Genomic DNA, 13429 nt, shown 5'->3' with positions numbered 1-13429 from the left:
GACTCGACTGGCGCTGACGAGGTCAGGGCCTGCTGTCTCCGGGCGCGAGAAGACTGGTGACCTCGGCGATCGCCTCAGCCGAGGGGTGGAAGTAACGCCGCACGTTCTCCGGTTTCTTGTGCCGCGACTTCGTCATGAGCATCGGCAGGCCGGCGCCGGCCTCACCGAGGTGGGTGAGGCCGGAGTGCCGGTACTCGTGCAGGTCCCAGCCCGTTCCCGCCACACCCCCGACAGCCGTGTGCGCGTCCAGGAGGGTGCGGGCCTGCCCGTACGACAGCCGGACCAGCCAGGTCTCCGGACACACGTCGCGCAGGCTGACGACCTTCCCGGGGCCCGGCTTACGGTGGGTGACGAACACCGGCCCGCGGATACGGCCCTTGATCAGTCGGGGCAACAGGCGGGCGGTGCCGGCGTCCCAGTACACGGGCTCCATGACGTAGTCCTTGTGCGGGGCGCCGCGGCGTCGGGTGCGCGGCTTCGCGCCCTTGGCCTTCACCGGGGCCCTGCGGGCGGCGAGGTCCAGCTCCTCGATGTTGACGCCGAGGATCTCCTCCGCGCGCGCGACGGTCTCGTAGAGCATCCGCCACAGCGTCTTCTCCCGGAGATGGACGTCGCGTCGGGCGATCAGCCGGTCGACGGCCATCTTCGAGCGGGCCGGGGTCTCCGAGTCCGGCGGGGGCATCCGCTTCACCCAGGCCGGGACAGCCGGGTCGTCGTACCCGCGCTCGGCGCACCAGCCCAGCCATGACAGCACCGACGCCCGCCGAGCGTTCCACGTGTTGATCGCCGCGGTGCCCCACAGCTGTTCGAGGGTGCCGCCGATCTCGTCGTCCGCGACGGTGGCGAGCCGGCGGGCCTCGCCGAGGTGTTCGGCGGTCTTGCCGACGCCAATTCCGTACGACCGGAGCGTGTTCGCGTTGTCGAGCGAGTCGGGGAACACGTCGGCCGCTGCGCGGACAGTCAACGCCTCCCCGACGGGCAGTCGTACGACGGCGGGCACAGCGTCGCCCTTGCCATAGATAACGGGGCCGCTTCACGCACGGCCCCGAGAATGTCGCCGCAGGTCGTGATCAGCGATGCCGCAGATAATGGGGCGTCATCTGCGGGAAGACTTGAGACGGGTCCGGCCGCCGACGTTCCGTCAGCCGCCCACCAGGGCCAATCAAGGCTTAGCGCCGGTTTTCGTTCCGATGTTCCTCAACCCCCTGGACGTGGGCGTCCAAGTGCCTCGGTGTACAGGTGGAAGTGAACGGACGACTGTTCGCCCCCCGGGGCCCGGACGGGGCACCGGCCAGTGTTCGAGCAGGGGGCCGACGAGGGCGGAACCTGGCGCGAGCGAGCGTCACTGTCGCGGACGACTACCGGGGTGCGGCCCCGGGGATCGGCACGGACCTGGCGACCGGCACGGACCCGGGAGACCGGTACCGGGGTCGGCCGACGTCTTCCCGTGGGGCCTCGCGCCGCCGCGGCGGATCGTGACCGGCCATGCGGGCGGAACGACGGAAAAGGGCCCCGCGACCACTGCTCACACCAGGTGAGCCCATCGCGAGACCCCTTTTCCCGCCCGCTCCCGTACCCACGGCCTCAGTTCTCGTCGGCCAGGATGAGGTAGAGCTTCTTCTTGGCGTCGTTGATGACGGCGAGCGCCTTCTGGCGCTGGTCGGCGGAGCCGGTCTTCCAGACCTGGCCGAACGCCTCCATGAGACCGAACCCGGCCTGCCGGATCTCGTTCACGCTCTCCCAGTCGACACCGCGACCGGCGTCCTCCCACGGTGCGTCGGGACCGGACTCGGCCTCGGTGCTCCCGGCCTCGGTGAGCGTGAACAGCTTCTTGCCGCCCTCGCTCGCGCTGACGATCAGGCCTTCGTCCTCCAGCAACTGGAGCGTCGGGTAGACCGAACCGGGGCTGGGCCGCCAGGCCCCACCGCTGCGCTCGCCGATCTCCTGGATCATTTCGTAGCCGTGCATCGGGCGGTCCTTGAGCAGCGCCAGGATCGAGGCGCGTACGTCGCCGCGCCGCGCCCGCCCCCGGCCGCCACCCCGTCCGCGGCCTCCGCCGCCGAAGGGTCCCCCGCCGAACGGTCCTCCGCCGAAGGGGCCGCTGCCGAACTGCGGTCCGAAGGGACCGAAGGCGGAACGCCGGCCGTCGAAGTCTCCGCGGCCCGGCCGTCCGGGTCCGCCCTGTCCGCGGCCGCCTCGGCCGCGCTCGTTGTCGAATCCATGTGAACGCATGACGCGCTCCTTCCGTTGTCCGGATGACCGGTACGTTCGTACCGATGGCTCAACGATATATCGGAAACTATCGCTCGGCAAGGATGTGCGGGGATCGGCGCCTGTCCTGCGACAGCGGATCCTGTTCGGCTGCCGCTGAAGTCCGACCACCGGTGCGGTCCTGCCGCTGAACTCCGGCCGTCGTGGTCGGAGGCGCGGTGGGGGGAACCGGCTCAGGCATACGGAGATCCGGCATACGGAGATCCGGCATACGGAGATCCGGAACGGTCCGCCTTTGAGCTGGATCTTCTTCAGTCCGGTGAGCGTTGTCGCAGGCCGTTGGGCCACTGGTGGGGTACGCGGTTCGAGCAGGACGGTTTCGAGCAGGACGGTCCGGTACGGCGCCGCCGTGCGCCCGACTGCTTCGTACGCCTTGCCGACGGGCGGGGCGGGATGGCCGATGTCCGGTCCGCGGAATCGCACGCACCGGACGCCGCCGGGCCCCGGTCTCCGGCCGAACGACGGCAGTTCGAAGGTGCGCCCTAGGCTGGCGCGGTGACTTATGAGCAGAAGCCGTTGCGGCCGTCGGGCGTGTGGGCCACGGCGGTGGGGGTGGCCCGGGTGCGTGCGCTGGAGACAGAGCGGGAGGACGCGCTGTTCCGCGACCCACTGGCACAGGTCTTCGCCACCGCCGGCGGCCTGTGGCCCTCCTCGCCGAGGCTGTCCGACGACGAGGCCGCACGTCGTCGCCGACTGGCCGTGTCGCTCTCCATCGTGATCAGGACGAAGTTCCTCGACGACCTGTTGCGGCAGGCCTCCGCGTCCGGGATCCGGCAGGTCGTGCTGCTCGGCGCCGGCATGGACAGCCGCGCCTTCCGGATCGACTGGCCGGAGGGCACCCGGCTGTTCGAGGTCGACACTGCCGCGCCACTGGCATTCAAGGCCTCGGTGCTGCGCCAGGAGCATGCCGTCGCACGCTGCGAGCGGACCACCGTCGCGGTGGATCTGCGTGAGGACTGGCCGGCCGCGCTGGCTGCCGCAGGGTACGACCCGGCGGTGCCGACCGCGTGGATCGCCGAAGGGCTGCTGATCTATCTGCCCGAGGACGCGGTGGAGCTGCTGCTGGCCCGGATCGGCGCGCAGTCGGCGGCAGGCAGCCGGATGGGGCTGACCTTGGGCTCGCGCGGCGTGATCGAGCGCTTCGGGGCGGACGCCGTGCCGGGATCGGCGGCGTCCATGTGGGTCTCGGAGATGCCCGACGACCCGGTGGGCTGGCTGGCCGGCCACGGCTGGGAGGCCGACAGCTACACCCTGCGCGAGCGCGCTGCCGCCTACGGCCGCCCGATCGGCACCCCTCCGCAGCGCGAGGAGCGCAGCGGAGGACTGATCTCGGCGGTCCGCCGGTAGGCGCCGCCTCCGGGCGGGTCGGACTTCGGTGGCAATCGGTCAGGGCTCACTGGCGCAGGACAGCGCCCGTGGCCCGCCGCGCACGTCCGCGGCCCGCTCCCGTCGTCCGTGGCCGCTCCGGCGGCGACGGACGCTCGGTGGGGCGCGCGGGAGAAGGCGCGACAGGGGTGACCGGGCCGGTCGCACCTGACATGATGTGCCGATGCAGGCGTCTCGGGGGAGAAGTGCCGGTCTGGGACTCGCCCTGGCCTCGGCGTTCGCGTTCGGTGGCTCGGGGGTGGCGGCGAAGCCGCTCATCGAGGCGGGCCTCGACCCGCTGCACGTGGTGTGGCTCAGGGTGGCGGGCGCGGCGCTCGTGTTGTCCCCCACCGCCTGGCGGCACCGGAACCTGCTGCGGGAAAGGCCCGCGCTGCTGGCCGGCTTCGGGCTGTTCGCCGTCGCGGGTGTCCAGGCCTGCTACTTCGCCGCCCTCTCCCGTATCCCGGTGGGCGTGGCACTGCTCGTCGAGTACCTCGCGCCCGCCCTCGTGCTGGGCTGGGTCCGGTTCGTCCGGCGCCGGCCGGTCACCCGTGCCGCCGCCCTCGGGGTGCTGCTCGCGGCGGCCGGGCTCGCCTGCGTCGTCGAGGTCTGGTCCGGGCTGCGCTTCGACCCCCTCGGCCTGCTGCTCGCCCTCGGGGCGGCCTGCTGTCAGGTCGGCTACTTCGTCCTGTCGGACCCGGGTGCGCCCGTCGCCGGGCAGGAAGGCGGCGGGGCGCGTCGCGAGCCGCCGCATCCGGTGGGGGTCATCGCGTACGGTCTGCTGGTCGGTGCGGTACTGCTCACGCTGGTCGCCCGCCCCTGGGGGATGGACTGGTCGGTACTCGGCTCCACCACCCGGATGAACGGCCACGGGGTTCCGGGCTTTCTCCTGCTGGCCTGGATCGTTCTGCTGGCGACCGTGTTCGCCTACCTGACCGGCGTGGTCTCGGTACGGCTGCTCTCCCCGCAGGTCGCCGGAGTCGTCGCGTGCCTGGAAGCGGTGGTGGCGACCGTGCTCGCGTGGGTGCTGCTCGGCGAGCACCTGTCCGGACCCCAGCTGGTCGGCGGACTCGTCGTACTGGCCGGTGCCTACATCGCGCAGTCCTCCGCCCCGGAAGCCCCGGAAGCCCCGGAAGCCCCGGAAGCCCCGGAAGCCCCGGAAGCTCCGAAGGCCCCGGGAGCCCCTTCGGGGCCGGTGGTGTCGGGCCCGGTCGGTCCCGGGGTGGGGGGCGCGGCGGAGGAGGGGGACGGCCGCATGCGTACCGGCGGCGGGGCGGCGTCCGCCTGACGGTCGCCGGGCCGTTCACCGTCGCCGGCCGCGCCTGTCGTCCGGCGGCCGTCGGGCTGCTCACCGTCACCGGCCGCGCTCTCGTCGCGCGGCTCGCCTCGACGTACCCGAATGAGCGTCAATTGCGGATTGACGACCCAGGGGCGTCAATCTACGCTTGACGAATGACGCCACTCAACATCAGCCTCGCCGACCTGATCGCCCGTCTCGACCAGGAACTCCCCGACGTCGACCCTCTGGCCCGCATCAGCGAGGCGCACCTCCGTGCGCAGACCTTGTCCGACCTCGGTGAGCAGCTCATCGACCACTACGTGGGCAAGGCCAAGCAGGGCGGCGCGTCGTGGACCGAGATCGGTACCGCCATCGGGGTGACCAAGCAGGCCGCCCAGCAGCGCCACACCCCCAACCCGTTCGAGCGGTACACCAATCTGAACCGGCACAGCATCGTGCTGGCGCAGGAGGCCGCCCGTACGCACAAGCACGAGTTCATCGGTACGGAGCACATCCTGCTCGGGCTGCTCGGTGAGCCGCGGGGCCTCGCGTACGAGGTGCTGACGGCGAAAGCCGGGTCGGAGCAGCGGGTCCGCGCCGCGATCGACGCGGTGATCCAGCCGGTCGGGCAGAAGACGCAGCGGGGGCACATCGCCTTCCAGCAGGAGGGCAAGGAGGCCATCGAGCAGGCGATCCGCGCGTCGGCCGACCTCGGCAACGACTGGGTCGGTACGGAACACACGCTGCTGGGCCTGATCCGCGTCGAGGGGAGCCCGGCCGCACGGATCCTGCACGACCTGGGCTTCACGCCGGAAGAGCTGTACGAGACGGTGAAGGCCGAGATCGCCCAGCGGTCCGCCGCGCGCGAGGAGTAGGGGCGAACGGGCGCTGCCGCCCGTGCCGTTGTCGCTCGCGGCGGGGTGTACGCGCGGAGCCGCTCCGGGGGTCGGATCCGGGTTTCGCTCCGCGCGTACGGCCCTGCGGGCGGCTCAGTGTGCCACGAGGTACTGCGGGAGGGGGATCGACGGGTCGAGGTCGTCGGACGGGATCGGCTCGCCGTACGTCCGGGCGACCGGCACCACGCCCGCCCAGTAAGGCAGCGCGAGGTCCTCGGGGGCGTCGTTGGGTCCGCCGGTGCGGAGCTTCGCGGAGACCTCCTCCAGGTCCAGCCGGATCACCGCGGTGGCGGCGAGCTCCTTGGCGTCGGCCCGACGCGAGTCCTGGGACCGGCCCGCGACGACCTGGTCCACGATCGCGTCGAGCGCCATCCGCCGCTCGTCGGGGTCCGTCACGGTGTGGGCGATGCCGTGCGCCACCACCGAGCGGTAGTTGATCGAGTGGTGGAAGGCGGAGCGCGCCAGGACCAGTCCGTCGACCTGGGTGACGGTCAGGCAGACCGGCAGACCGGGGTCCGTGGTGTTCGTCATCCGCAGCGGCCGGGAGCCGGTCGAGCCGTGGATGTACAGCCGCCGGCCGACCCGGGCGTACAGCGTCGGCAGCACCACCGGGGCGCCGTCGCGGACGAAGCCGAGGTGGCAGAGGTACGAGCCGTCGAGTATCGGGTGCACGACCTCGGGGTCGTAGGAGGCGCGCTCCTTGGACCGGGTGGGGATGGTGCGCCCGGTCGCCGCGTAGGGGGAGTGGTCCCCGGCCTCGGCGGGCTGGGGTCCGACGGGCGCGACGGTCTCCGACATTGCGTCCTCCATTGCACTAGTGCATAATGCTGTTTGTGCTAGGAGAGTACATGATCACGGGCGGGCGTGCGGCGGATATCGCTGCGAGCGTGGAGCAGGGGGTGGGCTCGGGTGAGCTCGCGCCCGGACAACTTCTGCCTCCCATGCGGGAGTTGGCGGCGCGACTGGAGGTGAATCCCAATACGATCGCCGCCGCCTACCGCACCCTGCGCGAACGCGGGGTCATCGAGACGGACGGCCGCCGGGGCAGCAGGGTGCGCCCGCGCCCCGCCACCACCGCGCGCGGCTCGCTGCGCGTCGAGGCGCCCCCGGGGGTGCGGGACGTGGGCAAGGGGAACCCGGACCCCGCGCTGCTGCCCGAACTGGCCGACGCCTTCGCGGAGGCGGTCCGGACGTACGGTGAAAACCCCGGCATGTACGGCGAGTTGCCGGTGCTGCCCGAGTTCGGCGCCCTCGCCCGCGCGGCCTTCACCGCCGACGGCGTCCCCGAGGGCCGGATCGTCGTCACCTCCGGCTCGCTGGACGCGATCGAGCGGGTACTGGCGGCCCACCTCAAGACCGGGGACGCGGTCGGCCTCGAAGACCCGGGCTGGGGAAGCCTGCTGGACCTGGTTCCCGCGATCGGACTGCGCGCCGTGCCGGTCGAGGTCGACGAGGACGGGCCCGTACCCGCCGCCGTGGAGCGGGCCCTGCGCGCGGGCATCCGCGCCCTCGTCGTCACCGCCCGCGCACAGAACCCGACCGGCGCCGCGATCGGCGAGCGGCGGGCGCGGGAGCTGCGCGACCTGCTCGCCGCCCACCCCGACGTCCTGCTTCTGGAGGACGACCACGGACACGCCTTCGTCGACGTGCCACTCCACCCTCTCGCAGGAACGACCCGCACCTGGGCGGTCGTCCGGTCGGTGTCCAAGGCCTACGGGCCGGACCTGCGGGTCGCGGCGCTCACCGGCGACCCGGTCACCACGGACCGGGTGGCGGGGCGGCAGCGGCTGGGACCCGGGTGGGTGAGCAGACTGCTCCAGCGCGTCGTGGTCCATCTCTGGAGCACGGGCGCCGTCGACACGCCTTCGGTCGCGCGGTCGTACGGGGAACGCCGCTCGGCGCTCGTCACGGCGCTCGCGGAACGGGGCGTCGTCGCATACGGACGCAGCGGGATGAACATCTGGGTGCCGGTCAGCGACGAGACCGGCGCCGTGACCCGGCTGCTGCACGCCGGCTGGGCGGTGGCGCCCGGGGCGAGGTTCCGGATGGACGCCCCCCAGGGGGTGCGCATCACCGTGTCGCCGCTGACCTTGGCCGATGTCGGCCCGCTCGCCGACGCGGTCGCCGCGGCGGCCGCCCCCGCCCGGCCGATCAGCTACGGCTGAGCGGCCCGGCGGGACCGGCCCCCGGTCCGGCGGCGGTCAGCCGAGGCCCGCCAGCTTGCGGAAGTCCCAGGACACGACGGTCTTCGGAGTGAGCCGCAGCCAGGCGTGCCGGCCGTCGTACGGCATGGTGTCGATCCCGAAGTACTTCACCGGGAACAGGCGCTCCACGTGCGCGAGTTCGGCGCACGGCTCGCCCGTGCGCGGTGCCTCGCCCACCAGGACGGCCTCGCCCCGCAGCTCGACGCCGCGCAACTCCCCGTACTCCTCACCGTCGTCGACGACCACAGCCACCCGGGGATTTCGGAGCAGGTGCTCCCAGCGCAGGCTGCGGGTCAGTGAGTGGAGCCAGACCGAGGTGCCGTCCCACACGAACCACAGTGCCCCGACGTGGGGTTGGCCATTCGCACCGACGGTGGCCACCCGGCAGGTGCGCTGCGCGCTCAGATAGGCGTCGCGCTCCTCGTCGGTCATCATGATCCGGCGGCCTCGTCGTTGAGCGGCGGCCATGGTGCACCCTCACCTTCCGTCGTCCCAGCGGGATCGTCCGATCCCAGGATCATCGGGTCCCCGGCACCGTCGCGCAATGCCGGGGACCGGACCTTCTCAGGAGATCCCGGTTCCTCCGGGCTCCTCCCTGCTTTCCCGGGCCTTCCCGGCCCTACGGGCTCCTCTCAGGCCAGCGTGATCGATCCGTCCGCGACCGTGATCCGCTTCGAGGGCAGGGCGACGGTCGCCGGGCCACCCGTCGGCTCGCCCGTCGCCGGATCGAAGGTGGACCGGTGGCACGGGCAGGTGATCGCGCCGTCGGTCACCCCGCTCACCGCGCAGCCCTGGTGGGTGCAGGTGGCGGAGAAGGCCTTGAACTGCCCCGCCGTCGGCTGGGTCACCACGACCCCCTGCTCCGCGAACACCTTGCCGCCGCCCTCGGGGACGTCACCGGTACTGCCGAGGACCGTGCCGCTCTTCGCATCGGAGCCGCCGGAGCCGCCGGAGCCGCCGGAGCCGTCCGACGTGCCGGAAGCGCCGCACGCGCCGAGGGCCGCCACGGCCCCGGCGGCGCCCACCGCGACCACCACGGCACGTCTCCCGGGCCGGAGCCCGTGCCCCTGCGGTCCGCGATCCGGAGCCGCGTGTTCGCGTGGTCCATGGTCCTGCGTCGCGCGCTCCTGCGATGCGTGTTCCTGCGTCGTGCTCATGCCGGGGGTTCCCTTCGCCGTACTGCAGGGCTGGACCACGGGAACGTACCGGCCCGGACCCGCGTTCCTGCGCGGCCGATACTCACAGGTCCGGCCGTGGTCCGGCCCGCCCGCGCCCGTACGGCGCCGCGCCCCCCGCCCGTACAACCGCAACCGGTCCGGTGCGCCGCAACGGTCCACGAGTCGCCCGGGTGCGATGCCGGGGCGACGATGGAACGGACCCCGGGGGCCTTCGTGGGACGGGAGAGGCCGTGATGCGCACCGATGTACTGATCGTGGGCGCGGGACCGGTCGGGCTGACCGCCGCTCTGGAGCTGCGCCGCCGGGGCGTGGCATGCCGGGTGATCGACAAGCTGCAGGCCCCGATTCCCCACGCGAAGGCGGTGGGAATCCAGCCACGGACCTTCGAGCTGTGGGACCGCGCGGGAGTGATCGACGACGCCCTGGACGCCGCCGTCCCCATGCGCGGCCAGCTCGCCTACGTCAACGGCGAGGAGCGGGGCCGCATCGACCTGGAACTGCCACCGGACGTGCCGTACACGTTTGCCTCACTGCCCCAGTACGAGACCGAGCGGATCCTCACCGAACACCTGGAACGGCACGGCACCCACGTCGAACGCGGCACCGAACTGGTCACCTTCGTCCAGGACGGCGGCGGTGTGTGGAGCACCGTCCTGACCGCTTCCGGCACGACCCGGGACATCAGGTCCCGCTACCTCGTCGGGTGCGACGGGGCCCACAGCGCGGTCCGCAAAGGGCTCGGGCTCACCTTCGAGGGCGGTGCGCTCGCCGAGGAGTACATGCTGGCGGACGTGGAGACCGACTGGAGTCTGCCCCCGGGGTACAGCGTCCGCTCGACGCACCTCGGCGACGACGGCATCCCCGACGACCTGCTCGTCTGCATCCCGCTGCCGGGCCGCTCGCGCTACCGGATGTCGATGCTGGTTCCGCCCGAACTCTCCACGGCGGCCGGGCCGCCGGGCCGCGTCGCCCACGGAGCGCAGGAGGGCCCGCACCCCGGACTGGCCCACATCCAGGCGGTCGTGGACCGGCTCGCGCCCGAACCCGCCGCCGTCTCGGAGATGCGCTGGTCGTCCGTGTTCCGCATCAGCCACCGCATCGTGGACCGCTACGGCGAGGGCCGGGTGTTCGTCGCCGGCGACGCCGCGCACATCCACCCGCCGACCGGCGCCCAGGGCATGAACACCGGCATCCAGGACGCGGTCAACCTCGCCTGGAAACTGGCCCTGGCGACGGCGGGCCTCACCGCGCCCGCGCTGCTGGAGAGTTACGACGCCGAGCGCAGACCGGTGGGGGAGGAGGTCGTCGGACGCACCGTACGGCACGCCACCGGCGGGGGCGTGCAGGCCGGTTCCGACGACCCGGCCCACGTCATGATGCGCGAGGCCCAGCTCCTCGTCGGCTACCGGGACGGCCCACTCACCGGAGCGCTCTCGGGGGTGAGCGACGCCCCCGATTCCGGCGACCGCGCACCGGACTGCGGAGGGCTCGTCGGCCCTCTCGCGGCGTACCCGGTGCGGCTGTTCGACCTGTTGCGGCGCGGACCGGACCACACCCTGGTGCTGTACGGGCCCGACGCCGAGGCGCTGGACCGGCTCGGCGGAGCCGTCGCCGAGGTCGCCCGGCGCACGCACCGCCGGGCGCCCATCGTCGCGGTACTCGGCTCCGGCGGGCGGGCGGACGGGAACACCCGGGTCCCCGTATGGAACGACAGCCGGTCGGAGTTCCGCCGCGTCTACCGCGCCGAAGGGCCCACCGGCTTCCTCGTCCGCCCGGACGGGTACCTCGCGCTGCGCCTCGGTCCGGACGCCGTACCGGAGTTGTCCGCCTACCTCTCCCGGGTGCTGCGCACGTGAGGCCGGGGCGGCCCGCGTGCCCCTGGGGCTGCGACGACTGATGGATGAGCCGGCAGGGGTGGGGCGCTCCGACAGGAGTGGGTCGCTCTGACCGGCAAGCAGGTGAACCCGGCCGGGACGGCATTCAGCGGCGGAGCGCCTCCGCGCCCGCGTACCGTGCGTTGTCGCCCAACTCCTCTTCGATGCGGATGAGTTGGTTGTACTTGGCGGTGCGGTCGGAGCGCGACAGCGACCCCGTCTTGATCTGCCCGCAGCCCGTGGCCACCGCCAGGTCGGCGATCGTGGTGTCCTCCGTCTCGCCCGACCGGTGCGACATGACGACGGTGTAGCCCGCATGGTGCGCGGTATTGACCGTGGCAAGCGTCTCCGTCAGGGTGCCGACCTGATTGACCTTCACCAGAACCGAGTTGGCGACGCCGGAGGCGATGCCCTCGCGCAGCAAGGTCTCGTTGGTGCAGAAAACGTCGTCCCCCGTGAGCTGGCAGCGCGCCCCGACCCGCGCGGTGAGGTCACGCCAGCCCTCCAGGTCGTCCTCGGCCATCGGGTCCTCGATCGACACGATGGGGTAGGCGTCGATCAACCCGGCCAGGTAGTCGGCGTGTTCGGCCGGTGTGCGCCGTACCCCTTCCCCGGTGCAGTCGTAGACGCCGTCGCGGAAGAACTCCGACGACGCCGGGTCCATGGCCAGGGCGATGTCCGTACCCGCGCGGTACCCGGTGCGCTCGACGGCGGCCGCCACGAAGTCCAGAGCCTCCTCGGCCGTACGCAGGGACGGTGCGAAACCGCCCTCGTCGCCGACGCCCGTGGAGTGCCCGGCGGCGAGCAGGTCGCGGCGGAGGGTGTGGAAAACCTCCGAGCCCATCCGGACGGCCTCGGCGAACGTGGCGGCGCCGACCGGCACGATCATGAACTCCTGGAAGTCCAGGGGATTGTCCGCGTGTGCGCCCCCGTTGACGATGTTCATCATCGGTACGGGCAGCAGCCGGGCGTCGGACCCGCCGAGGTACCGGTACAGCGGCAGGCGGTGGGCGGCCGCCGCGGCCTTGGCGTTCGCCAGGGAGAGGCCGAGGATGGCGTTCGCCCCGAGCCGGGCCTTGGCGGCGGTGCCGTCCGTGGCGACGAGGGCGGCGTCGAGGCCGGCCTGGTCCTCGGCGTCGCGGCCGATGACGGCTGCGGCGAGTTCCGTGTTGACGTGGTGCACCGCACGGTCGACGCCCTTGCCGTGCCAGCGGGCCGGGTCGCCGTCGCGGAGTTCGACAGCCTCGCGGGCCCCGGTGGAGGCGCCGGAGGGCACCGCGGCCCGGCCGAGGGAGCCGTCTGCCAGGAGTACGTCCACCTCGACGGTGGGGTTGCCCCTGCTGTCGAGTACGCGCCGGCCGGTGACGGAGGTGATGGCGGTCATGGGATGGAGTCCTTCCCGTTGGTCCACGCCGGGCCCCGCTGCGACGACGGTGGCGCTGAACCCGGCGAGCAAGACTCTACAGCAATGCTGTGCAGTTTTGCTGAACAGTTCTGCTGAACAGCTGTGCTGAATAGTTTTGCTGTGCAGCTGTGCTGTGCGGATGCGCTGGAGGCTTGAGCGGGTGGCGCCGCGTGGGCGGGCCGAGTGGGCCTGTCGGTCAGGTGCGCTGTGCGGATCGGCCTTCGTGCCCTGCGATAAAATGCGGTATGCCCCTACCGGAATCCGCCGCCGTCGCCGCCGAACTGCGCACAGCGATGGGGAAGCTCACCAGGCGCGTGAAGCTCGAAGATCAGATGCCGCTCGGCCAGGTGGCCGTGCTGGGCGAGCTGGACCGCAACGGCGCCACGACGACCAGCGAGCTCGCGACCGGTCAGCGGGTGCGTCCGCAGTCCATGGCGCGAGCCGTCGGGCTGCTCATGGAGCAGGGGCTGATCACTCGCCGCGCGCACCCGACCGACGGCCGCAAGAGCCTGATCGATCTCTCGGACGCGGGACGTGCCCTGCTGGAGGAGGAGCGGGAGCGCAGGGCCGACTGGCTCGCGCGGGCCATTGAGGCCGAACTGACCCAGGAGGAGCGGGAGTTGCTGGCGCGCGGAATCGGGCTGGTGGAGCGCCTCGCGTCACACTGAGGGGCGTTCTCGTACGGAAGGCCGAGCGGCGCGCCGCGGACCATGGCCGGCCGTAACCTGACCGAAGGGGTCGCCGCCGAGCGGGCGAGCTACCGGGGCGAGCCCGACGAGCGCATGGCGTTCACCCGACTCACCGCCGAACTCGCCTGTCGCGGACTGCCGTTGAGCATTCCGGAGTACGACGTCCTCGACGAGACGGAGTGGGGGGACCCGGAGAAGCTCATGGAGGAGCTGGCCGAAGCCGGACGCGGGAGGCGTGGTCTTCGCTGAGCGGTGAGCCCAGCCCCCG

Annotated in this window: 13 protein-coding genes; 7 read left to right on the top strand and 6 right to left on the bottom strand. The window is 72.4% G+C overall.

The genetic code is table 11. From position 1 onward, the window contains the following. Positions 1-22: 22 nt before the first annotated feature. Together ACWCSV_RS20655 and ACWCSV_RS20650 are read right to left on the bottom strand one after the other, a co-directional pair. A complete protein-coding gene (locus ACWCSV_RS20655; protein WP_451144209.1) occupies positions 23-1000 on the bottom strand; it encodes a site-specific integrase in 978 nt (325 codons plus the stop codon). A gap of 584 nt (positions 1001-1584) precedes the next feature. After that, positions 1585-2232, bottom strand: a complete 648-nt coding sequence (locus ACWCSV_RS20650) for a PadR family transcriptional regulator (protein WP_451144207.1) — start codon at positions 2230-2232, stop codon at positions 1585-1587. A gap of 570 nt (positions 2233-2802) precedes the next feature. On the opposite strand from ACWCSV_RS20650, the gene ACWCSV_RS20645 reads away from it, so the two are divergent. The 3 genes from ACWCSV_RS20645 to ACWCSV_RS20635 all read left to right on the top strand — a co-directional run bounded on the left by ACWCSV_RS20645 (position 2803) and on the right by ACWCSV_RS20635 (position 5790). After that, positions 2803-3618 (top strand): class I SAM-dependent methyltransferase, encoded by an 816-nt coding sequence (locus tag ACWCSV_RS20645; protein WP_451144255.1) that lies wholly within the window; start codon positions 2803-2805, stop codon positions 3616-3618. A gap of 202 nt (positions 3619-3820) precedes the next feature. Continuing rightward, positions 3821-4924: an EamA family transporter gene (locus ACWCSV_RS20640; protein ID WP_451144205.1), complete on the top strand. Its 1104-nt coding sequence runs from the start codon at positions 3821-3823 to the stop codon at positions 4922-4924. Positions 4925-5088: 164 nt separating this feature from the next. Continuing rightward, on the top strand, positions 5089-5790 hold the full coding sequence (locus ACWCSV_RS20635; RefSeq protein ID WP_451144203.1) for a Clp protease N-terminal domain-containing protein: 702 nt from the start codon (positions 5089-5091) through the stop codon (positions 5788-5790). 114 nt (positions 5791-5904) lie between these two features. On the opposite strand, the gene ACWCSV_RS20630 is transcribed toward ACWCSV_RS20635, so the two are convergent. Next, complete coding sequence (locus tag ACWCSV_RS20630) at positions 5905-6609, bottom strand: pyridoxamine 5'-phosphate oxidase family protein (protein ID WP_451144201.1); 705 nt, start codon at positions 6607-6609, stop codon at positions 5905-5907. A gap of 35 nt (positions 6610-6644) precedes the next feature. On the opposite strand from ACWCSV_RS20630, the gene ACWCSV_RS20625 reads away from it, so the two are divergent. Next, on the top strand, positions 6645-7976 hold the full coding sequence (locus tag ACWCSV_RS20625) for an aminotransferase class I/II-fold pyridoxal phosphate-dependent enzyme (protein ID WP_451144199.1): 1332 nt from the start codon (positions 6645-6647) through the stop codon (positions 7974-7976). A 36-nt stretch (positions 7977-8012) separates the two neighbouring features. Here ACWCSV_RS20625 and ACWCSV_RS20620 read toward each other — a convergent pair whose 3' ends face one another. Further along, a complete protein-coding gene (locus ACWCSV_RS20620) occupies positions 8013-8483 on the bottom strand; it encodes a pyridoxamine 5'-phosphate oxidase family protein (RefSeq protein ID WP_451144197.1) in 471 nt (156 codons plus the stop codon). Between the two features lie 164 nt (positions 8484-8647). After that, positions 8648-9052, bottom strand: coding sequence for a Rieske (2Fe-2S) protein (locus ACWCSV_RS20615; protein WP_451144195.1), 405 nt, complete (start codon positions 9050-9052; stop codon positions 8648-8650). A 374-nt stretch (positions 9053-9426) separates the two neighbouring features. Between ACWCSV_RS20615 and ACWCSV_RS20610 the strand changes: the two genes are divergently transcribed. After that, positions 9427-11049 (top strand): FAD-dependent monooxygenase, encoded by a 1623-nt coding sequence (locus tag ACWCSV_RS20610; protein ID WP_451144193.1) that lies wholly within the window; start codon positions 9427-9429, stop codon positions 11047-11049. A 124-nt stretch (positions 11050-11173) separates the two neighbouring features. Here ACWCSV_RS20610 and eno read toward each other — a convergent pair whose 3' ends face one another. Beyond that, positions 11174-12451, bottom strand: a complete 1278-nt coding sequence (eno, locus tag ACWCSV_RS20605; protein ID WP_451144191.1) for a phosphopyruvate hydratase — start codon at positions 12449-12451, stop codon at positions 11174-11176. 266 nt (positions 12452-12717) lie between these two features. Between eno and ACWCSV_RS20600 the strand changes: the two genes are divergently transcribed. After that, positions 12718-13140 (top strand): MarR family winged helix-turn-helix transcriptional regulator, encoded by a 423-nt coding sequence (locus ACWCSV_RS20600; protein ID WP_451144189.1) that lies wholly within the window; start codon positions 12718-12720, stop codon positions 13138-13140. Positions 13141-13182: 42 nt separating this feature from the next. Further along, positions 13183-13410 (top strand): hypothetical protein, encoded by a 228-nt coding sequence (locus ACWCSV_RS20595; RefSeq protein ID WP_451144187.1) that lies wholly within the window; start codon positions 13183-13185, stop codon positions 13408-13410. Positions 13411-13429: the final 19 nt, after the last annotated feature.

It is taken from the genome of Streptomyces sp. NPDC001770 (genome assembly GCF_053596135.1).
The sequence above is the reverse complement of the archived record's forward strand: the minus strand, read 5'-3'. Positions and strand labels throughout refer to the sequence as shown.